Source organism: Rhizobium sp. FKY42 (assembly GCF_005222835.1).
In the GTDB taxonomy this organism is placed as follows: Bacteria; Pseudomonadota; Alphaproteobacteria; order Rhizobiales; family Rhizobiaceae; genus Neorhizobium.
The window spans coordinates 625,415-649,014 of sequence record NZ_STGA01000029.1; the positions used below are offsets into that span (position 1 = coordinate 625,415).

Sequence of the window (23,600 nt, forward strand, 5' to 3'; positions counted from 1 at the left end):
AGGTTCCGCACATGAGCCGTATTCCCTTTCCAGACATGAAGCGTCCGCTGGTCGCCATCCTGCGGGGGCTGAAACCCGAGGAAACGCAGGCGGTGGTCGGCGGACTGATCGATACCGGCTTTACGGCAATCGAAATCCCGCTCAACTCGCCGGATCCGTTCCGGTCCATCGAAATCGCTGCGAAGATGGCGCCTGCCGACTGCCTGATCGGCGCAGGCACGGTACTGACCGTCGAAGATGTTCAATCGCTGGACGATGCGGGCGGCAGATTGATGGTGAGCCCGAATGTGGAGCCGGAGGTGATTTCGCTTGCGGCGGCAAAAGGCATGATCACGCTGCCGGGCTGCTTTACGGCAACCGAGGCACTGGCTGCCGCGAAGGCTGGCGCAACGGGTCTTAAATTCTTCCCCGCCAACGTTCTTGGTCCATCCGGCATCAACGCCATCCGCGCAGTTCTGCCGAAGGATCTGCTGATTGCGGCCGTGGGCGGCGTGTCCGACACCAACTTCGCCGACTATGTCAAAGGTGGCATCACGGCCTTTGGTCTGGGCTCCAGCCTCTACAAGCCGGGCATGAGCGCTGCGGAGGTGATCGCCAAGGCGCGCATCACCATCGAGGCCTATGATCGCGCCATGGGAGAAGCCGCATGACGGAAATCTTCGACTTCAAAGGCAGCGTCCTGTCGGATCATCCTTGCATGCTGGGCGAAGGTCCAACCTACGACCCGCACACGAAAACGCTCTACTGGTTCAACATCCTGGGTCAGGAACTGCATGAGCTTTCGCTGGATGCCGGCGAGAAGAAGGTGCATGCCCTGCCCTGCAAGGCAAGTGTTCTGGCCCGCATCGACGGCGAGCGGCAGTTGCTGGCAACCGAGCGCGGACTGATGATCCGCGAGCGCGCAACGGGCGCTTTGTCTGCCTATCTGGAGCTTGAACCCGCCCATATGGGAAATCGCTCCAATGACGGGCGCGTGCACCAGAGCGGCGCCCTATGGATCGGCACGATGGGGCTGAAGGCTCAGGACGGGGCCGGTTCAATCTATCACGTTGCGGGAAATCAGGTCACCCGCATCTTCACCGGAATCAGCATTCCCAACAGCATCTGCTTTTCACCGGACGGGGCTATCGGCTATTTCACCGATACGCGCAACAGCCGCATCATGCGGGTTGCGCTCGATGCCAAGACCGGCCTGCCGACTGAACAGGCTTCGGTCTTCATCGACACCAGCAGCCGCGAGGGTGGAGCAGACGGTTCCGTTTGCGATGCCGAGGGAGCCATCTGGAATGCGCGCTGGGGTCAGTCTGCGGTGGATAAATACGCGCCCGACGGCACTCATCTGGCGCGATATGCACTACCCACGGCGCGGACCAGCTGCCCCGCATTTTTTGGCGAAAATGCCAGCCGCATGTTCGTGACGTCCGCCTTTGAAGGAGCAACGGCACAGGAACGCGAGACAGACCCGAAGGCTGGCTTTACTTTCGATCTGGCAATCGATGTAAAGGGCCGGTTCGAGCCCGATTTCAAACTCTGAAGACATTTCGTCATCAACTTTTCCGGCACCTTCCGCGGGTGGCCGGAAACCACGGCAAGGCGAAAATGTTCCGGCATTTTCGCCTATTTTTTTAGCATTTTCGAACGGAACTTACCCTCTCCAACGACATTCTCCTCTCGAACCGGCGCGGTGAAGACTACTCCAAACCGCGCTTCAAGAGCAAAAACCAAGGAAGGTATGTTCGAGATGAAGAAGACCCTTAGCACCATGGCTGCAGCCGCCGTACTGATGGCCTCCACTGCAATCGCGCCGGCATTTGCACAGTCCAGCACCACGGCCCCGGCTGCGGCGCCGAACGCACAGCAGATGGACATGATGATGCCAAAGGCGTCCGGCACAACGAGCAGCGGTGCGATGAACAGCACCCCCGGCACCGCATCGAGAACATCTGCCGCCGCTTCCGGTGAATACATCACCCAGCAGAGCGAAACACAGATCAGTGCGAACGACTACATCGGCAAGGCGATCTATAACGCCGAGAACAACAGCATCGGTGATGTGAATGACCTCATCCTGGAAGAGAACGGCGGCATTGTCGCCGCAGTAGTCGGCGTTGGCGGCTTCCTCGGCATCGGCGAAAAGGACGTCGCAGTTCCGATGAGCAGGCTGACGATGGCGCGCGATGAAAACAATAATGCCCGCCTGACAACCACCGAGACAGCAGACTCTCTGAAAGCTGCTCCAGAGTTCAAGACACTGAGCGACCAGCAGACTGAGATGCGCTCGAAAGCAACAGATACCACGACCACCTCCTCAACGGGTGGCGCGGCACCGGCAGGCAACGCCACTACCCCGTCGACGCAGGCCCGCCCATAACGGGCAGCCGCTGGAACGAGAGAAACGTTGTCAATTGATTGAGGGCGGCGCTTCGGCACCGCCCTTTTTCGCCTTCTAAAGCGTTATGCAATTTCGCGCGTGGTCACAGCAAAATCGCGATAGTTGCGTTCGAGATAGTCGAGAGTTGCGGCAGCATCGACCGGACGACCGTAAAAATAACCCTGCCCCATGGAACAGCCGAGCGCCTTGAGCTTCTCAGCGTCGGCCTTTTCCTCGATTCCCTCGGCGACGACCTGCAGATCAAGACCATCACACATGGCGATGATGGCCTTCACGATATGTTCCGACGCCCGATCCGTGGTGATGCGAGATACGAAAGCGCGGTCGATTTTCACCTTGTCGAAGGTGAAGTCCCGCAACCGCCCGAGGCTCGATTGGCCTGTTCCGAAATCATCGAGCGATATCCGCACACCAACCTGCCGCAGTTCTGCAATGATGCGCTCTGCCGTGTCGGCAGATGTCATAACGGCGGTTTCAGTGATCTCAAGCTCAAGGCGGACGGGATCGAGACCCACACGTGCCAATGTCGCAAGTATGGTTGGCGCGGTCGTCGGATCCATCAACTGAGCCGACGATAGATTGAAGGAGAGAAACAATTCTCGCGGCCAGGAAAGGGCCGCTTCCGCCGCCTTGCGCAGCAGCGTTTCCGACAGCGCATCGATGAAGCCCCGTTCCTCTGCCAGAGGTACGAAGACAGCAGGAGAGACAAAGCCAAGATCGGCATCAATCCAGCGGGCCAGCGCTTCAAAGCCCACGACCGATCCATCCCGAATGCGAACGATGGGCTGGAAATGCACATCTACCGCATCCGCCATGATGGCGTTGCGCAAGGCCTGCTCCAACTGGGTGGAGCGCTTCATTTCCTGAGCGATCTCACGGGAATAGACCGTGATCTGCCCGCGGCCTCGACGTTTCGAGCGATAAAGCGCGGTTTCGGAGCTTTTCAGCAGCTCGTCGAACTCTTCTCCCGCAAACGGATAGATGGCAAAGCCGAAAGATGCCGAGAGGCGTACGTTGCGATCTCCCAGATCATAGGGCGCCGAGAGCACTTCCCGGATCATCAGGCCAATGCGTTCGGCGCTTGTCTTCTCAAAGACCAGAGGCAGCAGAAAAGCAAATTCGTCTCCCTCGTGCCGTGTGACCGTTGCTCCATCAGGGATGCAAGCCTTGAGACGATGTGCAACCTGGCACAGGATCTCGTCGCCCGCCTGGGAGCCGAAAAGATCGTTGATCGGCTTGAACCCGTCGAGGTTGGCAATGCCGATCGTAAACGGCGCAGGGTCTTCTGCACGCTCGGAGACAAGAGCGCGGACCTTTTCGCGCAGGCGATGGCGGTTCCCGAGCCCTGTCAAAGGATCGCGATAGGCCAGGACCTGAAGTTCGTTATGCGTCACCTGGGGCAATGCGGCCGCCGCTTCATTCGTTCGCCACATCTCATTATGTAGCAATCGGCAGAATGGTGCTGAATGATTAAGAAAAATTTATTATCGGATCAGTGTTGCACACAAGTTTTATGCACGCTTGATAGCGCTAACGCTATCGGTCAAATATTTGCGGAATTTGTCTTCAAGAATATCCGGGCTCAGCGGCTTCATGACGACATCATTCATGCCGGCGGCCCAGCAGGCATCCCGGTCACCTTCCACAGCGGGTGACAGAACGCCGATGATAGGAGTACGCCCTGGCACCTCTTCTGTCTCGCGTATCTTGGAGGCTGCCTCATATCCGTTGAGCTTCGGCAAGGTTACATCCATAAGCACGATACGCGGATTGAGTTCCCGCCACAGCCGGACGGCCTCCTCGCCATCGCCCGCGATGACATAAGTGTAGCCGAAACCTTCGAGGATCTGGGAAAAGACGATGCGGTTGACGGCATTGTCTTCCGCCACCAGCACATCGACTGCAGCTTCGGCCGCGACCTGCCATTCGACGTCTGGTTCTTCCTCTACCTTTTCGTTTTTGGGGCGCAGCAGATGCCGGGTGATCTTGGACATCAACTCGCGTTCCATCTGGAAGGCTTCGAAGACAAGTACATCGATGCCGCTGGCCTGCGCCACCTCAAGGCATTCGAATGGCATCGCACTGTCGATGGCAATGAGGTCGATCGTCATCTGACGTTCAGCCGCGATATCGGTAATCGCCTTCACCTCCGCGGCGCTTCGGGCCGATGTAGCATCGAGACCAAGCCCCAACATCTGTGGCAGACCATCCTGCTCGATCCGGCTGTCCTCCGTCACCAGCAGGACACGCCGACCGGCAATCGGAAGGACAGGTGCGACGGCTTCCTCCACCAAGGTATCCGGCGGTCGCATGTCCGAATGAACGAAATCCAGCCCTTCCATCCCGGTGAAGATGGCGTCCGCAGGCAGGCCACCGCCCAGAAGATCCGACAAATCTTCCATGATGGTAACGACCAGATACCGGCCTGGTTTCCCCACCCTGAATTTGCGCGTCAGCATGGCCGTTGTCGACCCATCAGCACGCACGACGCGCTCGGCAATCTGGAAGGGCTCTCCTGTTTCCAGAACCTGGGAGTTGATCCGGTCCACCCTCTCCGCCAGATCCGGTGCAAGAAGCTCGCGTGCGTTACGTCCAAGAATATCTTCCGGAAGGCGATTGTAGAGCGCTGCACAGGAACGGTTGACGCCGACATGGGTGAGCGAGCGATCCTTCACCAGAACCGGAAACGGCAGGTTTTCAAGGATTTCCTCGGTGACCTGGACGCGTTCCAGATCCGCACGCCACTGATCTTCCCGTTTGCGATGCTCGGAGATATCCCGAAGCACGCAGACGCCGAACCCAGAGGGGAAGCGACGTCGCGTCAGGCTCATCCACCGATCAGGGCCGCGCCGCTCGGTTGATTCGGAACGCTCCTTCCAGAGCGCGGCAATCTCACCCACGATCCAGTCATCCCGTCCGACCGGAGCCCGGCTTCTGCGATCAGGCTTGTGAGGGGAATAGCCGCCATTGTCATAGATGGCGCCGAACAGTTCACGAAGCCGCGCACCTGGCGCCATAAGTTCCGGCTGCACCGGGAGAAAGTTGCGCACCTGTGCACTGGCGAATAGAATGGTGTCGTTCCGGTCATAAACAAAAAAGGCGCCCGAAATGGCATCGGCAACGATTTCAAGCAATTGCGTCTGAAATTCAGTTTCCGGATGCGTGTTTTCACTCATCGCGTACTCATCCGGTACCGATGGACAACCTCCGTAGAGCGGAGCCGGCAGATACGCTGGGCCGGACGCATAATATTTCATTCCTTACTACCCGATAGGATAAAGATCGGGTCGTTGTTCTCACCGCACTGAGTTAGACAGAAGCAAACTGGCGCGAAGCTGCCCCGGCCTTTAATTTTACTTATTCAGTTTATCGCAGGGATGTTAAGCCCGACTTAATCGTCTGCGCAGGGGAGAACCATCGATGCGGGCTTCTCAAGCCAGAGCAAATCCGAGACAATAGGATATGCCCGTAAAACAATTGTCCGAGACACTGATCAACCAGATCGCCGCAGGCGAAGTTATTGAACGCCCCGCCAGTGCTGCAAAGGAACTGATCGAGAATGCCATCGATGCCGGTGCGACGCGCATCGAGATTGCGACAGCAGGCGGGGGCAAAAGCCTGATCCGCATTACCGATAACGGTTTCGGCATGAATGCGGACGATCTTGCGCTTGCGGTACGCCGTCACTGTACCTCCAAGATCTCTGAAACGCTCGACGATATCCGGACACTGGGCTTTCGCGGCGAGGCGTTGCCTTCCATCGGTTCGGTGGCGAAACTCTCCATTACCAGCCGACAGGCAGGCTCTTCGACAGGCGTGGAAGTCTCTGTGGTCGGCGGCAAGATGGCGCCCGTGCGCCCGGCCGCCGCCAATCAGGGAACGGTAGTGGAGGTTCGCGACATCTTTTTCGCGACCCCAGCCCGGCTGAAGTTCCTGAAGACGGAACGTGCCGAAGCGGGAGCTATTACCGAAGTGGTGAAACGCATGGCAATTGCGTTCCCCCATATCCGCTTCACTTTAAGCGGTTCAGACCGTTCGACGCTTGAGTTTCCGGCAACCAGCGGTGATCCGCTAGGGCGGATGGCGCAGGTGCTCGGCGCCGATTTCAAGGACAATGCAATCGAGATCGACGCATTGCGCGAGGATGTTGGCCTCACCGGCTTCATTGGTCTTCCCACCTTCAACCGTGGCAACTCCGGTCATCAGTATGCATTCGTCAACGGACGTCCCGTTCAGGACAAACTGATCCTATCGGCCATCCGCGGAGCCTATGCCGAGACTATTCCTGCAGGGCGCTATCCCGTTGCCGTGCTTTCGCTCACGCTTGATCCGGCTCTGGTGGATGTCAATGTTCACCCGGCCAAGGCAGATGTGCGTTTCCGCGATCCGGGGCTTGTTCGCGGCCTCATCGTCGGCGCCATCCGCGAGGCGCTGAACCGCGAGGGAGACCGCGCGGCAACGACCGGCGCCGATGGGCTGCTGCGTGCCTTTCGTCCCGAGACCGCACAGCCAGCCAATTGGGCCAGAGCAACCTACAATGCCGGCTGGTCAGCGGCATCGTCCCCGTCCCGCCCCCTTTCGGCCAACCATGACATGCGTTTCTCGGAGGCGAGGCAAAACTCCTTTCAGGAATTCGCGGCCCCCAGCGCGCGGGTCTCCGAAACGTTCGAGGCCACAGATTCCAGGCCCACGTCCGAGGCGGTGCCTCCAGAGACCGGCTATCGGCTGGGGGCAGCACGGGCCCAGTTGCACGAGAATTACATCGTCGCACAAACGGAGAACGGGCTTGTGATCGTCGATCAGCATGCCGCCCACGAAAGGCTGGTCTTCGAGGCGATGCGCAAAGCGCTGGAAAAGGACAGGCTGACCTCGCAGGTTCTTCTCATACCGGAGATTGTGGATCTTCCGGAAGAAGAATGCGATCGGCTGATGATGCATGCAACTGAGCTGGACCGACTTGGCCTTGCGATCGAACGCTTCGGTCCCGGAGCGATTGCCGTTCGCGAAACGCCATCCATGCTGGGCGAGGTCGATGCGGTAAGCCTCATTCGCGATCTGGCTGACGAGATCGGAGAATGGAACACTGCGAACGGCCTCAGAGGTCGCCTGGAGCATGTGGCCGCCACCATGGCCTGCCATGGCTCTGTCCGCTCCGGGCGACGGCTTCGTCCCGACGAGATGAATGCGCTGCTGCGCCAGATGGAAGCGACGCCGGGTTCGGGCCAGTGCAACCACGGACGCCCAACCTATATCGAACTCAAGCTCAGCGATATCGAGCGTCTTTTCGGACGCAGTTGAGCTTGAAGATTTTCGGCGTTACAAGCGCACATGATTTTTCGCAGGAGAAGACCGATGAACCGTTTTGAAGGCGGAGGCAGCCGCGAGGCGAAGATTCGTTATCTGGACGGCGACTACCAGATCCTGCAGCCGGGTTCCTTCGTGACCTGTGCCATGACGGGAGCGATCATTCCCGTCGACGAACTGCGTTACTGGAGCGTGGCGCGACAGGAGGCCTATGCCGATTGCGCATCATCGCTGGAGGCAGAAAAGCGTGCCGGTGCGCTTCCCAACCAGCGACGGGCTCTATCCTGATCGGCGGCTGGTAAGCAGGCGATTGCGGCAGTTGAGAATTGCCTGATCGATCATCTTCGCTGGTGCGTGCGGATCATCAAAGACCATTTCCACATCGACGACGGACAGCTGCGGCAGTAGTTCTTCTGTTGCACCATGGTGTCCGAGCAGACGGGCGCGGTCTTTTGCCGTCGTCACCAGTTGCAGATCCTGCTTGCGCGCATCCACCAACAGATCCCGGATCTCATCCTCAGCAAAATAATGGTGATCGGGAAAGGAGCGCGTCGCGACCAGTTCCGCGCCCACCATTGAAACGGTCCGGTAGAATTTTGCCGGGTCAGCGATGCCTGCAAAGGCGAAGACCCGCTTTCCCTTGAGATCGGAATTTTCCATCGGCACGAGATTGGCCACCTGCACCGGGCGGCCAGCCCGCGCGGCACGGCGCACCAGCGCATCTGCTGCCGGACCATTGCCGACCTTGAGCATGGATGACATCTGCCGCAATTGCAGATCGAGTGGTGCCCGCACCGGCCCACCGGGAACCAGATGACCGTTGCCGATCCCACGCACGGAATCCACCACAACCAGCGCGAAGTCAATCGTCAGCCGGGCACTCTGGAAGCCATCATCCATGATGATGAAATTGCAGCCTTCGGCAACCAGACGCTCTGCGCCCTCGAAGCGCCTGCGCGAGATCACTGTCTTGGCTTCCCGCGCCAGAAGCAGCGGCTCATCACCCACAGCGTCGGCACGGTGGTGATGCGGGTCGACCAGCGTCGTGACATCGAGTGAACCGCCATAACCACGGCTCAAAAAGCCCGGCGTCAGGCCTTTATTGATGGCTGCTTTTGCAATTGCGAACGCCGTTGGAGTCTTGCCGGCACCGCCTACCGTAAAATTGCCGACGCACAGGACAGGGACGGAAACGGAAGGGCGATCCTTGCGGGCCATCCGGCGACCGGCGATGCGGCCATAAAGATAGGAAACGGGGCTCAGGCTCCAGGCACGCCAGTCGGCTTTCGTCCACCAGAATGGCGGTGCTTCCGAAACCATCTAACCCCTCCTCCGATCCGATGCGAAGGACCTGATCATCATGCCGTCTGGGCCTGCGGCAACAACGCTTCCAGACCTGTGATATCGCCCAGCACATGATCGGCCATGGCTTCCAGCGTTGCGGGCGAGCCGGTTCCCGTCAGCACGGCAACCTTCAAGCCAGCACCTGCTGCCGCCCCCATGTGCAGATCGTGATTATTGTCCCCCACCATAGCGACCTGCGAAGGATCAAGACCCACAGCCTTGCAGAAGCCGAGCACCATGCCCGGTTCCGGCTTGCATCCATGGCCGCTGTCATAGCCCGCTATGAAATCGAGGTGCTCGATGAAGCCGAACCGCCGGGCCGTCTCGCGGATCGATCGTTCGTTATCACTGGAGGCAACCCCCAGCTTGAAGCCCCGCGCCTTCAGGCGTCCGAAATAGCCGCCGAGATCCGTCACCGGCACGGAAAAATCCGATGCCCGGACAAAAAGGTCGTCCAGTTCGATCGTCAGAGGACCAATGGCAAGCGGCGAACCGGCGGTGACGAAACCAGCCGCGATTTCAGCGGCAGTCCCTGCCGCAAACAGGCTGTCAGGCCGGGTCTTGCCCGTCGCCGGATCCATGCCGCAGGCGTTCATCAGGCGTTCTTCCAGTTCCACGCCACCGCCAGCCGCGGCAATGCGCGCAGCCTCGCGGTTCACTGGGCCCCAGCTTTCGTCATAACGGATGAGAGTGCCATCCTTGTCGAACAGGAGGCCCTTGATGTGGGAGAGATCCGCAGCGTCTGCCATCAGCCACCTGCACCGGCAGGACGCAGACGGGCTGTCACCGTCAACGGGTTGATGTAGGGTTCGAGCGCCTTGATCGTCGTCGATAGGGCGCCACGCATATCCTGGATTGCCTCGTGGCCGCTGTCGATCATCTTGTAACGGGCCTGCTCGTTCGTCATCAGATAATGAACGGCCTTGGCCAGCATCTCGACATCGCGCACCATCCGGGCACCACCTCGCTTGACGATGTGCTGATAGGTCTCGCGGAAATTCTGCACATTCGGACCGGAGAGCACGGCACAGCTCAGCATCGCGGACTCCATCGGGTTCTGGCCGCCTTCCGCCGTCAGCGAACGACCGACGAAAGAAATTTCCGTCAGCCGCAGATATAGCCCCATCTCGCCGATCGTATCACCGAGGAAAATATCCGTTTCCGGTGTGATTTCGTCGCCACGTGAACGGCGAGCCACGACGAGCCCCTTTTCCACCAGCATGGCCTCGACCTCATCCCCACGCTCCGGATGGCGCGGGACGATAATCGTCAATTGCTGGTTACGAGGCTTGAGGGCACGGTGCACGAAGGCAGCGCCCTCTTCCTCGCCTGCGAAAGTGCAGATAGCTGCCCAGGTCGGGCGATGGCCGATCTGGGCACGGTAACGCGCAACCACGGCCTCGTCACAGGGCGGCGGATCGCTGTCGCCCTTGAGATTGCCGGATATCACCACCGGCCAGGCGCCCAGATCCTTGAAGCGTTCCGCATCCACATCCGAGCGCGCAACCACGAGCGCGAGTTTGCCGAACAGAAGCTCGGAAATGGAAAGATGATTTTTCCAGCGATCGAAGGAGCGGTCCGATATACGCGCATTCACCCGGATCTGCGGAATGTTGCGGCGCGAGAGTTCTGCGACTGTTGTCGGCCAGATTTCCGATTCTGCGGTAATGGCCGCATCCGGATGCCAATAGGCAATAAAGCGCTTGACCGAAAATTTCAGATCGAGCGGGACATATTGGTGGATGACCTCGCCTGCCAGACGCGTTTCCACGAGCGAGGCCGATGTGACGGTGCCGGTCGTCAGGAGAACATGGATCTCACGTCGCACCAGTTCCTTGATCAGCGGAATGACGGCATTGGTTTCGCCGACACTTGCTGCATGTACCCAAACCAGAGGGCCGCGCGGCCTTGGCTGGCTGGGATGGCCGAACCGCTCCAGGCGACGGGCCCTGTCTTCCTTGCCCTTGAAGGCGCGATAGGAAAGATAGGGGACAGCGAGGGGATAGGCGCAAATTCCGGCCAGCCGGTACGCCAAAAGGGCTGCTTGCGCCATACCGCTCCTCACTTGCCCCATCCGCTCATCAAGACCATCGCCTAAACTGCTCCCCAACCGAATGCCGCAATCGTATGCTGTCAAAATACGTCAAAAACGGGCCGAAAACGGCACCCAGTGGCGTGGCTGCTTCAGTCGTTGGATTGTGGATCCAGAAGGCGGTGCATGTGCACGATGAAGTAACGCATCTGTGCGTTATCAACAGTCGCCTGAGCCTTGGCCTTCCAGGCCTGCAGGGCACTCGCATAGTCCGGAAAGATGCCGACGATGTCGAGCGCGTTCAAATCCTTGAACTGAACACTCTGGAGGCTTTCCAGCTCTCCGCCAAAAACCAGGTGAAGAAGTTGCTTTTTGCCGTCTTTATCGGTCATAATCGCTTAATCCTTTAATCTCCCCCGTCCTATTCTCCTGCGGCATTCCGCAAAAAAGGTCAACAGGATCGCAGACCCCGGACAAGGCTTTCCAGAACATGTTCGGCGCCTGCACATAACTCTTCGTGAGTCACGCGCTTGCGATTGTAGATGAGGCGGTTCCCCTCGAGATCGACCAGGCGCCCGCCCGCCTGATGCAGGATTACGTCGGCCGCTGCAAGATCCCAATCGTGAGAATTCCGCTTTACCACCGTGCCGTCAATGCGGCCATCGGCAATCATGGCAATGCGATAGGCAAGAGAGGGCACGTGGCGAATGCGCTTGAGGGTGCTTCGAACATCGTCCGGAAAGCGAGCCAGCATATCCTCCGGAAGCGCAATCTGGCGGAGTTCGCCCTCGCGCGGCTTGGAGACCTTCACCGAAACGCCATTCTTCATGGCAGATAGACCGACTGCCGAGTACAGTTCCTCGCCAAGGGCAGGCGCGAAAAGAACACCTGCGACAGGCTCTCCACGATGGACCACGGCGACGCTGACGCACCAGGTCTTCTCGCCATTGATGAAAGCGCGGGTGCCATCGATCGGATCGATGACAAACACTGTTTCGGCAGAAAGACGAGCCTCATCGTCATCGGTTTCTTCCGAAAGCCAGCCATAATTCGGGCGTGCCTTCAGCAGAATGTCTTGTAAACGGTCGTTGGCGGCGAAATCCGCCGCGCTCACGGGGGACCGTCCGCCCTCCGTCTTCCACCAGACTTCTGGCGACTGGCCGAAGAAGGCAAGCGCAACTTCACCCGCCTCTCGCGCTGCATGGCGGATCAGCGCGAGATCATCGCTCCAGTCTGTTCTGTCGTTTTCAGCGTCCGGCAAGCGTCATGCCTTCAATCGCGATCGTGGGAGCCGCCGTGCCGAAGCTTCGATCAATATCGTTGGCTGGCGTGACCCGCATGAACATGTCCTTCAGGTTCGACGCAATGGTCACCTCGGACACGGGAAACGTGATTTCGCCGTTCTCGATCCAGAAGCCAGTTGCGCCACGGGAATATTCGCCCGTGATCATGTTGACGCCGTGACCGATGAGCTCGGTGACATAGAAGCCGTTGCCAATGCTGCGGATCAGATCCTGCGGCGAGATGTCACCCGGCTCCAGGGCCAGATTGGTGGATGCAGGATTTACGCTGGTGCCGCCCCGGACGCCGCGACCATTGGTGGACAGCCCCAGTTCCCGGCCCGTGGAGGTGGACAGGAACCAGTGGTTCAGCACCCCGTCCTCGATCATGACCATGCGTTCGCCCTTGACGCCTTCGCCATCGAAGGGGCGCGAGGACGAGCCGCGCACGATCAACGGATCATCGGTGATGTTCAGACCGGATTTGAGCACCTGCTGACCCATCCGGTCGCGCAGGAAACTCGTCTTGCGCGCGACGGAGGCACCATTGATTGCACCGGCAATATGACCAACGAAACCGCGGGCGATACGAGGATCGAAAACAACGGTGACGTTGCTTGCCGTTGGCACCTGCCGTGGATTGATGCGCTTGACCACGCGCTCCCCTGCCCGCCTGCCGATGTCACGCGCATCGTCCAGTTCAGCAAAGTAAAGGCGACTGTCGTAGTCGTAGTCACGCTCCATCTTCGTGCCTTCGCCCGCGATCACGCTGACGGAGCAACCAAAACGGCTTGCCATGTAGCTGCCGGAAAATCCGTGCGACGTAACCAGAACAAGGCCGCCAGCACCGGCGGATGCGCCTGCGCCAGACGAATTCGTCACACCGCCGACAGCCAAGGCCGCCTCTTCGGCAGCAAGCGCTGCATCGGTCAGCGTATCGGTTGAAACCTCTGTTGGATCGAAGAGATCGAGATCGGGATAGCTGTGCGCCAGGTCCTTTTCATCAGCCTGGCAGGCAAACCGATCCTCTGGCGAGACCTTGGCCATGGCAACCGCCCGTTCTGCCAGTGCCTTGAGGTCGAAACCGGGATTGGCTGAAACACTTGCGACGCGCTGGCCGACAAAGACGCGGAGTGAAAAATCATCGCTTTCCGCACTCTGCGTATTCTCCACCTTGCCCAGTCGCACGCTGACCGACCGGGAGCGAGAGCGCACCACGACCGCATCGGCCTGGTCGGCTCCGGCCTTCATGGCAAGATCGATAAGTTCGCTGGCGCGGGTCACCAGGGCAGAGGAATCAATTTCGGATGTCATTCGCTTAAACCCTTCGTTCACGAACCATGTATTGTGCACTAAACAAAGCATCAAGTGCGGCAAGCGATTCTTGTCGGCTTCCATCCTGCCACACCCCGCTGCGAGGCCTCATGGCGACACCTGATCCACTGTTCAACGAAACGCTGCTTCTGCTGGGTGGCGCCGTTCTGGCCGCGCCGATCTTCAAGAAACTCGGTCTCGGGACCGTTCTGGGCTATCTGGCAGCAGGCATCGTCATCGGACCGATCCTGCGGCTGATCTCCGATCCGGAAGAGGTGCTGCATGTCTCGGAACTCGGTGTCGTGTTCCTTCTCTTCATCATCGGTCTGGAACTGAAGCCCTCCCGTCTGTGGCAGATGCGCGGCGATATCTTCGTTCTCGGAACTGCGCAGGTTCTGTTTTCAGGTCTGCTTCTTTCAGGTCTCGCCTATCTTGCCAATATTGCCAGCTGGCAGGGAAGCGTGATTGCAGGCTTCGGCCTTGCGCTTTCGTCGACCGCCTTTGCCCTGCAAATTCTGGCCGATAACGGGGAAACAAATTCGCTTTACGGGCGACGGTCCTTCTCGATCCTGCTGTTTCAGGACTTGGCTATCGTTCCGCTGCTGGCGCTAATCACGATCCTGGGGTCTGGGCCGGAAGCCAGCACATCGACAATTCTGATCGATTCCGGCCGCGCCATCCTTGCTGTTGCTGCCATGGTTGTGGCTGGCCGCTATCTTCTAACGCCCATGTTTCAGGTAATTGCTCGCACCGGCGCCCGTGAAGTCATGCTGGCTGCGGCCCTGTTTGTGGTCATGGGCTCTGCCGTGCTGATGCAACTCGTAGGCCTGTCCATGGCGATGGGGGCTTTCCTTGCGGGCATCATGCTGGCGGAATCCTCCTATCGCCACGAGCTGGAAGCCGATATCGAGCCCTTTCGCGGCCTTCTGCTCGCCATGTTCTTCATTGCGGTCGGCCTGTCTCTCGACCTCAACGCCATCCTCTCGAACCTCCTCCTGATTGTTCTCGGCGTGCCACTGTTCATGATCGCCAAGGGACTGGTCATCTACATACTCTGCCGCCTCTGGGGTTCTACGAAGGAGGATGCGGCCAGTATCGCAGCCCTTCTACCGCAGGGCGGCGAATTCGGTTTCGTGTTGTTCACCAGCGCTGTTTCCGCCGGTCTTCTGTCAGCGGGTACATCCTCGCTGCTGATTGCCAGCGTTACGCTGTCCATGGCGCTGACACCCTTGGGGTCGGCACTTGCGCGGCGCTATTTCACCGGTGAGCAGAAGCGGGAAGAAATAGAAGAGGATTTCGAGGGTGCCGGTGCGGATGTGCTGATGGTCGGCTTCTCGCGTTTCGGCCAGATCGCCGCGCAAATCCTGCTCGCCGGGGGCCGCGACGTGACCGTGATCGACGATTCGCCTGACCGCATCCGACAGGCAAGCTCCTTCGGTTTTCGCATCTACTTTGGAGATGGCGCACGCAAGGAGGTTCTTCTGGCAGCGGGTATCGAGCGGGCAAAGATCGTTGCGATCTGTACGCATCGCCGCGATATTACCGACCGGATCGTGGATCTCATCCGGTCTGAGTTTCCAGAAGTGAAACTGTTCGTTCGCTCCTATGACCGCATTCACACCATTTCACTGCGCGCACGCGAGGTGGAATACGAGATCCGTGAAACGCTGGAGTCCGGCCTGCTGTTCGGCCAGAAAACGCTGGAGGCGCTTGGAAAAACGGAGACGGAAGCCGCAGAGATTGGATCCGATATCCGCCGTCGGGACGAGGAACGGCTGCAGATACAGGCAGCGGAAGGGCTGACCGCCGGTGTGCACATGCTGCACACCCGCCCGGTTCGCCCGGAACCCCTGACAAAGCCGAAGAGACAGCCACTGGCACACGAAGCAGAATCCGCTGGCCAGGCGTGAGTCAGCCCGTACCCGCTAGGCTTTTTGATGGTCTGCCATCAACTTCTCGAAGGAGCGCTTCAGCTCATCCTTGATGGGCTGCGTTTCTTCGAGAATCTCGCGAGCCTTGAGAAAATCCAGCACGCGAAAGCGGTTGACGGAGGGGCGCAGGAAGATATGCGGCGGGTGCAGCTTCATCTTTAGCGCGATGGCTGACTGCATCATCAATTGGCTGGCACCGAACATGCTGTCGAAACGGCTGGGTGGGTGGGTTCCATCACCTTCCGGCGCGCCCACGACATCGACACCAATAACGATGTCGCAATCCTCCATCAGGTGTTCCCACGGGATGGGGTTGAAGATACCGCCATCCACCATGATGCGGCCATTGATTCGCACCGGCATAAAGAGACCGGGGATTGCCGCCGAGGCCGCTATGGCCAGTCGTAGATCGCCGGTTTCCAGAATGGCTTCCGTCTGGCCGTAGTAATCGGTAACGGCGATCTTCATCGGGATGGACAGGTCACTGAAGCTCTGGGGAATTGCCGGAGACAGGAAGGCCTCCAGAATGCGCTCCAGGTTGAAGTGGCCGAGGCGGAAGCCGCCAATCCCATCGCGCATGCTAGCCGGACCTAGCGACCAGAGACGGTTGAAAACAACGTTACGGTTGCCGACCGTTTCCAGTGTGTAATCCCGGATCTCGGCGCCGCTCATTCCTGCTGCCATGCCGGTGCCAAAGATTGCACCGATCGATGAACCTGCAATGGCGACCGGACGAATGCCCAGTTCATCGAGCGCCTCGATGACCGCAATATGGGCAATGCCACGCGCGCCGCCGCCGCCAAAGGCAACGGCGACACGCGGAGAACCACTTGAGGGGACGACCTTCTCTGCGGCGGGGGAGATCCGTGTCGTCATCGCGCTTTGCTTTCAGGCCGGTTTGTAGCGGAAAAAGTCAATGCGGGTTTCGCCAAAAACCCTTTGTTCCAGCGGCTGGAAGACAAGATCGCACGCCACGGTCACATCCGCCCTTTCCTCCAGCACCACCAGCGCATTCGGTGCAATCCAGCCACCCTTATGGGCGGAGAGAAGAGCCTGCTCGCCGAGACCCTGACCGTAGGGCGGATCTGCGAAGACGAAATGAAACGGCTCTATATTTCCAACGGTGCCGAGACTGGTCGCATCCCGCCTCAAGATACGAGCACGACCATGCAGGCCGAACTGCTCAATGTTCTCCCAGAGCAGCCCGCGTCCCTCAACCCCGTTTTCGACGAACAGTGCGCTGCGGCATCCGCGCGAGAGGGCTTCCAGCCCCACCGCACCGGTTCCGGCAAAGAGGTCGAGAACCCGGCTGCCATCCACGGCTTCCGGGTAGACATGGCTGATGATGTTGAACAGGCTCTCCCGCGTCCGGTCGATGGTCGGCCGGATCGCGTTGGATTTTGGCGTGGCCAGGTTACGGCCACGGAATTCACCACCGACAATGCGCACGGTTTAGCCCCTTGGACCGCGCGGCCCCTTGCCGCCGCCTTGGCCACCTCTCGGGCCACCGCCCGAGCCAGAACCCGGACCACGACCGCCAGCCGGACGTCCGCCGGGCTTGCCGGAACCACCGGGACGGCCATCTGGCTTGCCCGCACCACCTGGTTTGCCACCAAACTTTCCTGCTGGCTTACCACCAAAGCTTTTGCCAGCGGGACGCTCACCAGAGCGTTCACCGCCGGATCTTTCACCGGAAGGCTTGCCACCGAATGAGCGGCCGCCTGGCTTTCCGCCAAATCCGCCGCGTCCACCTTCGCGGTCTCCGCGCTCGGGACGATCTCCAAACGAACGGCCACCAGATGGACGACCGCCTGACGGACGCCCCCTGCCCTCGGAACGATCACCCTGCGGGCGACCGAAACCGCGCTCGCCACCTTCGCGTGATGGGCGCTCTGCCCTGTCGGGACGTTCTGCGCGCGCGGGACGATCACCACGATCCGGACGCTCCGAACGGAACGGACGATCACCGCGCTCCGGGCGGGCGCCACGCTCTGCACGATCACCCCGGTCGCCGCGACCTGCACCGCGATCATTACGCTCGCCACGGTCACGGAAGCCGCCGCCATCCTCCTCACGAGAGCGACGCGGTGCCGGAGCTTCTTCTGCACGAATCCAATCGCTGTCACCTTCGACACGATTGATGTTGGGACGACGGGGAGCTTCGGTCGGCTTGTTGAACAGACGTTCCGCCTCGGCGCGCGCCGAGGTTTTGCCAGCCCCTCCATCCTTGGTCGGGCGAGCTCCCGGAGCCATCCAGACATTGGCCGTGCGCGAAGTACCCATAGGAGCACGCTTCTTTGGCTTCTCGTCTTCGAAACGATCGTCGCGGCCACCGGATCGGCTATCGAACTTGCCAGAAGGCTTGCCCTTTCCGGCAAACTTTCCGTCACCGCGGCCCTTTGGTTTATCACCAAACCTGGGCCTGTCGCCAAAGCTAGGCTTTTCGCCGAACTTGCCGCCCTCGCGGCGCTCGCCACGCGGTGCATCACGCTCGCCACGAGCGCCAGACGCTTTTTCACCTGCATCCTTTTCGCCGGCACGCTTTTCACCAGCGCCCCAGGCCTTTTCGGCACGGGGAGTTTTCACGTCAGGCTTGTCTTCATCGGCTGGCGGGTTGCTATAGATCGGCGCGTCGAAATTGGCCTTGGCCTCTTCGATCAGACGCGGACCAAGCTGATCGCGCAGCATACGGCCGCGCGCTTCAACCACATGGCCTTCCGGCAAATCGCCAAGCTGGAAAGGCCCGTAGGAGATGCGGATCAGACGGTTGACGTCGAGCCCCAGAGCGCCCAGCACGTTCTTGATTTCGCGGTTCTTGCCTTCGCGAAGGCCCATGGTGATCCACACATTGTGGCCCTGGGTCCGATCAAGCGTCGCGTCGATTGCGCCGTAGAGAACACCATCGACGGCGATGCCGTCCTTCAGCTTGTCCAGCTGCTCCTGAGTGACCTCGCCATGGGCGCGCACGCGGTAGCGGCGCAGCCAACCGGTAGTCGGGAGTTCCAGTACACGGGACAGACCGCCATCATTGGTAAGCAGCAGCAAGCCTTCGGTGTTGATATCCAGACGGCCGATCGACATGACGCGTGGCAGTTCTTCCGGCAGGTTTTCGAAGACTGTCGGGCGGCCTTCCGGATCGGAATTCGTTGTCACCAGACCGGCTGGCTTGTGATAGAGCCACAGGCGGGTACGCTCGATACCGCGGATCGGCTGGCCATCCACTTCGATCTTGTCGGCCAAGGTCGCGTTCACGACAGGCGTATCCAGCACCGTTCCGTTGAGGCTGACGCGGCCTTCCATGATCATGCGCTCGACATCGCGGCGCGAGGCAACGCCTGCGCGCGCCAGGATCTTGGAAATGCGCTCCGGCTTGTCCGCTGTCGCGGCAGCAACGGCTGCCGCATCGACGGCTGGCTTGCGGAGGGGTTTCGCGCCGCCCTTCTTTGCAGAAAACGCGCCATCATCAGATTTGCGGGCTGCGGTTGGTTTTTTCCTGTCGCGATCGAAGGGCTTGCCTCCTTCGCGCTTCGGCTTGTCTTTAAAGCTCATATGTTGTTTGCCTGAAGCGAGGGTGGGACATCGCGTCCTACCTTAAGTGCGTGTGTTGACTGTACTGACGTCTTGTCGCATCTCGGTTGAACCGGCGCGACGCAGGTTGGGACCGTTCCTATCAGGTCAGGCCCGCCGGGTTAAGAGGGAATCGCCGCATGAGCGGGACAAATCGTTTCATGGATGCGGCGATCGAGGAAGCAATCCGGGCGCAGGAGCGCGATGAGGTGCCAATCGGCGCTGTTGTGGTGCTGGACGGCCAGATCATCGGACGTGGTGGAAATCGCACCCGCGAGACCAATGATGTGACGGCGCATGCGGAAATCGTAGCGCTGCGCATGGCCTGCGAGGCACTGGGACAGGAGCGGCTGGCAGGCGCGGATCTTTATGTCACGCTTGAACCCTGCACCATGTGTGCCGCGGCCATTTCGTTTGCGCGCATCCGAAGGCTCTATTACGGCGCAAGAGATATCAAAGGCGGCGCCGTGGAAAGCGGCGTTCGCTTCTTCAACCAACCGACATGCCACCATGCGCCGGATGTCTATTCAGGTTTTGCAGAGACCGAAAGCTGCCGCCTGCTGGTGGAATTCTTTCAGGCGAGGCGCAGCGGCGAAAAACCCCTTACTTGAAGGGGTTCCACCACGATGAAGAGTTGGAGGATGCCGCGGCGGCTGACTTTTTCCGCTCGCGCTCCTTCTTCAGTTCAGGCTCGCCGAGATCTGTCAGATTTGCGCTGTCTGCAACACGATATTGCACGGGCGGCTCCGTCAGCGTGCGGCGCTGGCCGGCAATACCAGGGTTTTCCGCATTGGCCTTTGCCTGACGGAAGGCCTCCCACTTCTGGGCCTCGGTCATCGTACCGGCCTGACCGTCGCCCGCCAGCAGTGGCGAGCGATAATGCGGATTGTTCTTGTTGGCTTCCGCCTCGTCACGCAGGCGAGCGCGTGTTTCTTCCGGAGACTCGACCCAGTTCGGATTGGCTTCGCGGCTTGCAAGCGAGGTCTGCGGCTGCGGCAGGTTATCCGTGCGGGCCTTGTTGACCACCAGACCGGGACGCGGATTGTACTTGTTGCTTGGCTTGTCTTCCGGACCCAGCGAAATGGCGGAACCCAGATCGTCCACCAACTGCTCGCCCGCCGTCTTGCTCGTTCCATAGGTCGGGCTCGAAACGCAGCCGGACAAACCAACCACTGCCGCAGCCGCGGCGAGTAGGCCGAGCCTTACACGAATTGCCTGCAACGTCTTCATACCAACCCTTCCAGACGCGCCCCGTCCTGGCACGCGAGATCACTCAAAACCCCGATTGGCCGAAAAATCCGGCCAATTTCAGGCAGACTTACCGGATGATGCGGCAAAGCGCAATCATCCGGTATTCTTCACTCACTTCAATGCAGCCAGTTCGCGCAGAGCTGCAGCATCACGGGCAGAAACATCCGGGTACGCCGGATCGGAACCGACATCCTTTGTGATCCTCCACGAACGGGCGCATTTGACGCCTTCTGCAAGCTTCGGCTCAACCGCAACCTTCGTGCCATCGTCGAGACGGAATGCCTCGGCTGTCCCCTCGCCTGCCACGATGGAAATATCCGACGTGATGCAGATTTCCGCGAAATCGAGGCCTTCCAGCGCCTTCAAAAGCTCCGGATCAGCCACATGCACCACGGGTGCAGCTTCCAGCGAAGAGCCGATACGCTTTTCCTTGCGCTCGATTTCCAGAGCGCCCGTCACCGCACGGCGAACGGCGCGCACCTTTTTCCACTTTTCCGAAACCGTCTCGTTGGCCCAGTTCGCCGGGATTGCCGGAAACTGTTCGAGGTGTACGGAGGTGGCGGACGGATCACGCGACAGCCATGCCTCTTCCGTGGTAAACGGCATCATCGGCGCAAACCACAGCACGAGGCAGTCGAACAGCTTGCGGATGACGAAGAGGGCCGCGCGACGACGGGTCGAAGACGGCGCATCGCAATAGAGCGCATCCTTGCGGATATCGAAGTAGAAGGCCGACAGCTCGACATTGGCGAAATCCGACAGAGCGCGGACGATGCGCTTGAAATCGAACTCATCATAGCCCTTGCGCACCAGCTGATCGAGCTCGCTGAGGCGATGCAGCATCAGCTTTTCGAGTTCCGGCAGGTCGGCATAGGCAATCTCGTCGCCATGGTCATGCGCCAGCGTGCCCAGCATCCAGCGGATCGTGTTGCGGATCTTGCGATAGGCATCGATATTGGTCTGGATGATCGTCTTGCCGAGGCGCTGGTCTTCGGCATAGTCGGTCGACATGACCCAGAGGCGCAGGATATCGGCACCCGATTCCTTCATCACATCCTGCGGCGTCACCGTGTTGCCGAGCGACTTCGACATCTTGCGACCGTCTTCCGCCATGGTGAAGCCATGGGTGATGACGGCGTTATAGGGCGCACGGCCACGCGTGGCGCAGCTTTCGAGCAGCGAGGAATGGAACCAGCCGCGATGCTGGTCCGACCCTTCCAGATAGACATCGGCCGGCCACTTGAGATCCGGACGATCTTCCAGTGTAAACGTGTGGGTGGAACCGGAATCGAACCAGACATCGAGGATGTCGGTTACCATCTGCCACTTGTCGCCATCATGCTCGCCGGCGAGGAAGCGTTCCTTGGCGCCTTCGGCGAACCAGGCGTCGGCCCCTTCCTTCTCGAAGGCTTCGAGGATGCGGGCGTTGACCTTCTCATCCTTCAGCACATTGCCTTCGGCATCGGCGAAGACGCAGATCGGCACGCCCCAGGCTCTTTGACGGGACAGCACCCAGTCCGGGCGCTGCTCGATCATTGCGCGCAGACGGTTCTGGCCGCCTGCCGGCACGAAGCGGGTCTGGTCGATGGCCGAGAGGGCGCGGGTGCGCAGTGTCGTTCCGTCGGACAAATCCTTGTCCATATAGACAAACCACTGCGGCGTATTGCGGAAGATAACCGGCTTCTTGGAGCGCCAGGAATGCGGGTATTCGTGCTTGATGCGGCCACGGGCAAACAGGTTGTTGGCGGCGATCAGTGCCTCCATGACCCGCTTGTTGGCATCGCCCTTCTTGCCGTTATCGTCGATAACACGCGCAGCACCGCCTTCAGCGGAGGGGCCGAAACCGGGGGCGTCTTCGGTGTAGAAGCCTGCGTCATCGACCGGGAACGGGATCTTGGTGTCGATGCCACGGGCTTCGAGCGCCTTGGAATGGCTCATCCAGGCATCAAAGTCTTCACGGCCATGGCTTGGCGCCGTGTGGACGAAACCGGTACCCGCATCGTCGGTGACATGGTCGCCATCGAGCAGGGGCACGTCGAAAGTGTAACCGAGGTCTGCGAGCGGATGGGCGCAGGTGATTGCACCGAGTTCGTCGGCGGCAACCTGACGAATGCGCTTGAACTCCAGCTTTGCCTTTGCAAAGGCATCCGCTGCCAGCTTGTCTGCAAAGATCAGCTTTTCCCCTGCCTGCGGGCCGAAATCGTTGGCGGCAGCGGTCACTTCGTAGAGGCCGTATTCAATGCGTGACGAATAGGAGATCGCGCGGTTGCCGGGGATAGTCCATGGAGTCGTGGTCCAGATGACTACGCTCGTTTTGTCGTCCGGAAATGTTAGTGCCGCTGCGATTAATTCAGCGACTTCCGAATTCGTTTTCCCCTCAGCGTCATTTCTCTGAGGTTGTCCAAAATGGCCAGCCACCACCGGAAACTTCACCCAGATCGTGTCGCTTTCGACCTCGGCATATTCCACTTCCGCTTCGGCCAGCGCCGTGCGCTCGACAACCGACCACATGATGGGCTTGGAGCCGCGATAGAGCTGGCCGCTCATGGCGATTTTCAGCAGTTCACCGGCGATGCGGGCTTCCGCGTGGAAGTTCATCGTGGTGTAGGGATTGTCAAAGTCACCCTCGATGCCGAGACGGCGGAATTCCTCAGACTGGATATTGATCCAGCCTTGCGCGAACTCACGGCATTCCTTGCGGAATTCGTTGATCGGAACTTCGTTCTTGTCCTTGCCCTTGGCGCGGTAGGCTTCTTCGATCTTCCACTCGATCGGAAGGCCGTGGCAATCCCAGCCGGGAACGTAGTTGGAATCGTAGCCGCGCATCTGGAACGAGCGGGTGATGACGTCCTTCAGCACCTTGTTCAGCGCATGGCCGATATGGATGTTGCCGTTGGCATACGGAGGGCCATCGTGCAGCACGAACTTTTCGCGGCCGGCGGCGGAGGCGCGGAGCTTTTTGTAAAGCCCCATCTCCTTCCACTTCTTCGCCATTTCCGGCTCCTTCTGGGGAAGGCCGGCGCGCATGGGGAAATCTGTTTCAGGCAGGAACAGCGTGGTTGAGTAATCTTGCTTGTCTGCGGTATCGGTCTTGATGTCGGTCATGGATCAGCCATCGGAAAAGCGACGCTCGGTCGGTCGCAGGATAAGGAAACTGGCGGCACGTCGCGCTGGAACCAGCACGG

General features: G+C 59.8%; 20 protein-coding genes. 7 read left to right on the plus strand and 13 right to left on the minus strand.

Going from position 1 to position 23,600, the window contains the following annotated elements; translation table 11 throughout:
- The first annotated feature begins 11 nt into the window (after positions 1-11).
- The 3 genes from E8M78_RS13845 to E8M78_RS13855 all read left to right on the plus strand — a co-directional run bounded on the left by E8M78_RS13845 (position 12) and on the right by E8M78_RS13855 (position 2,371).
- Complete coding sequence (locus E8M78_RS13845; RefSeq protein ID WP_137135576.1) at positions 12-650, plus strand: 2-dehydro-3-deoxy-6-phosphogalactonate aldolase; 639 nt, start codon at positions 12-14, stop codon at positions 648-650.
- Positions 647-1,534 (plus strand): SMP-30/gluconolactonase/LRE family protein, encoded by an 888-nt coding sequence (locus tag E8M78_RS13850; protein ID WP_137135577.1) that lies wholly within the window; start codon positions 647-649, stop codon positions 1,532-1,534. Before E8M78_RS13845 ends, E8M78_RS13850 begins: the two co-directional genes overlap by 4 nt.
- Before the next feature lie 207 nt (positions 1,535-1,741).
- The gene (locus E8M78_RS13855; RefSeq protein WP_137135578.1) at positions 1,742-2,371 is read left to right on the plus strand and encodes a PRC-barrel domain-containing protein; all 630 of its coding nucleotides are present in this window, start codon (positions 1,742-1,744) and stop codon (positions 2,369-2,371) included.
- An 83-nt stretch (positions 2,372-2,454) separates the two neighbouring features.
- Here E8M78_RS13855 and E8M78_RS13860 read toward each other — a convergent pair whose 3' ends face one another.
- The gene (locus E8M78_RS13860; RefSeq protein WP_137135579.1) at positions 2,455-3,825 is read right to left on the minus strand and encodes an EAL domain-containing protein; all 1,371 of its coding nucleotides are present in this window, start codon (positions 3,823-3,825) and stop codon (positions 2,455-2,457) included.
- A 78-nt stretch (positions 3,826-3,903) separates the two neighbouring features.
- Positions 3,904-5,568 (minus strand): response regulator, encoded by a 1,665-nt coding sequence (locus tag E8M78_RS13865; RefSeq protein ID WP_170973424.1) that lies wholly within the window; start codon positions 5,566-5,568, stop codon positions 3,904-3,906.
- A gap of 286 nt (positions 5,569-5,854) precedes the next feature.
- On the opposite strand from E8M78_RS13865, the gene mutL reads away from it, so the two are divergent.
- Entirely contained in the window at positions 5,855-7,690 is a 1,836-nt protein-coding gene (mutL, locus tag E8M78_RS13870) for a DNA mismatch repair endonuclease MutL (RefSeq protein ID WP_137135581.1), read from the plus strand.
- 54 nt (positions 7,691-7,744) lie between these two features.
- A complete protein-coding gene (locus E8M78_RS13875; RefSeq protein WP_137135582.1) occupies positions 7,745-7,984 on the plus strand; it encodes a DUF2093 domain-containing protein in 240 nt (79 codons plus the stop codon).
- Here E8M78_RS13875 and lpxK read toward each other — a convergent pair.
- From lpxK to E8M78_RS13905, 6 genes are all read right to left on the minus strand, one after another.
- Positions 7,976-9,016, minus strand: coding sequence for a tetraacyldisaccharide 4'-kinase (gene lpxK / locus E8M78_RS13880; protein ID WP_137135583.1), 1,041 nt, complete (start codon positions 9,014-9,016; stop codon positions 7,976-7,978). The genes E8M78_RS13875 and lpxK overlap by 9 nt on opposite strands.
- 38 nt (positions 9,017-9,054) lie before the next feature.
- Positions 9,055-9,789, minus strand: a complete 735-nt coding sequence (locus E8M78_RS13885) for an HAD family hydrolase (RefSeq protein ID WP_137135584.1) — start codon at positions 9,787-9,789, stop codon at positions 9,055-9,057.
- Complete coding sequence (gene waaA / locus E8M78_RS13890) at positions 9,789-11,105, minus strand: lipid IV(A) 3-deoxy-D-manno-octulosonic acid transferase (RefSeq protein ID WP_137135585.1); 1,317 nt, start codon at positions 11,103-11,105, stop codon at positions 9,789-9,791. Before waaA ends, E8M78_RS13885 begins: the two co-directional genes overlap by 1 nt.
- A 119-nt stretch (positions 11,106-11,224) precedes the next feature.
- Entirely contained in the window at positions 11,225-11,464 is a 240-nt protein-coding gene (locus tag E8M78_RS13895; RefSeq protein ID WP_137135586.1) for a DUF4170 domain-containing protein, read from the minus strand.
- A gap of 59 nt (positions 11,465-11,523) precedes the next feature.
- Positions 11,524-12,333 carry a 3'(2'),5'-bisphosphate nucleotidase CysQ gene (locus E8M78_RS13900; protein WP_137135587.1) on the minus strand — a complete coding sequence of 270 codons (810 nt, stop codon included), beginning with the start codon at positions 12,331-12,333 and terminating at the stop codon, positions 11,524-11,526.
- Positions 12,320-13,666, minus strand: coding sequence for a TldD/PmbA family protein (locus E8M78_RS13905; RefSeq protein WP_137135588.1), 1,347 nt, complete (start codon positions 13,664-13,666; stop codon positions 12,320-12,322). The genes E8M78_RS13900 and E8M78_RS13905 overlap by 14 nt, the downstream gene beginning before the upstream one ends.
- A 110-nt stretch (positions 13,667-13,776) precedes the next feature.
- Between E8M78_RS13905 and E8M78_RS13910 the strand changes: the two genes are divergently transcribed.
- Complete coding sequence (locus E8M78_RS13910) at positions 13,777-15,576, plus strand: monovalent cation:proton antiporter-2 (CPA2) family protein (protein WP_137135589.1); 1,800 nt, start codon at positions 13,777-13,779, stop codon at positions 15,574-15,576.
- A gap of 15 nt (positions 15,577-15,591) precedes the next feature.
- On the opposite strand, the gene E8M78_RS13915 is transcribed toward E8M78_RS13910, so the two are convergent.
- From E8M78_RS13915 to E8M78_RS13925, 3 genes are read right to left on the minus strand one after another with little or no spacing between them, the layout of a single operon-like run.
- The gene (locus tag E8M78_RS13915; protein ID WP_137135590.1) at positions 15,592-16,473 is read right to left on the minus strand and encodes a patatin-like phospholipase family protein; all 882 of its coding nucleotides are present in this window, start codon (positions 16,471-16,473) and stop codon (positions 15,592-15,594) included.
- Positions 16,474-16,485: 12 nt separating this feature from the next.
- Positions 16,486-17,046: a 16S rRNA (guanine(966)-N(2))-methyltransferase RsmD gene (rsmD, locus tag E8M78_RS13920; RefSeq protein WP_137135591.1), complete on the minus strand. Its 561-nt coding sequence runs from the start codon at positions 17,044-17,046 to the stop codon at positions 16,486-16,488.
- A gap of 3 nt (positions 17,047-17,049) precedes the next feature.
- Positions 17,050-19,146, minus strand: coding sequence for a pseudouridine synthase (locus tag E8M78_RS13925; RefSeq protein WP_137135592.1), 2,097 nt, complete (start codon positions 19,144-19,146; stop codon positions 17,050-17,052).
- A 158-nt stretch (positions 19,147-19,304) separates the two neighbouring features.
- Here E8M78_RS13925 and E8M78_RS13930 point away from each other — a divergent pair, with 158 nt between their 5' ends.
- Complete coding sequence (locus E8M78_RS13930; protein ID WP_137135593.1) at positions 19,305-19,775, plus strand: nucleoside deaminase; 471 nt, start codon at positions 19,305-19,307, stop codon at positions 19,773-19,775.
- Here the strand turns inward: E8M78_RS13930 and E8M78_RS13935 are convergent.
- Positions 19,768-20,394 carry a hypothetical protein gene (locus tag E8M78_RS13935; RefSeq protein WP_137135594.1) on the minus strand — a complete coding sequence of 209 codons (627 nt, stop codon included), beginning with the start codon at positions 20,392-20,394 and terminating at the stop codon, positions 19,768-19,770. The genes E8M78_RS13930 and E8M78_RS13935 overlap by 8 nt on opposite strands.
- 132 nt (positions 20,395-20,526) lie before the next feature.
- Positions 20,527-23,520 (minus strand): isoleucine--tRNA ligase, encoded by a 2,994-nt coding sequence (gene ileS, locus E8M78_RS13940; RefSeq protein ID WP_137135595.1) that lies wholly within the window; start codon positions 23,518-23,520, stop codon positions 20,527-20,529.
- Positions 23,521-23,600 lie beyond the last annotated feature (80 nt).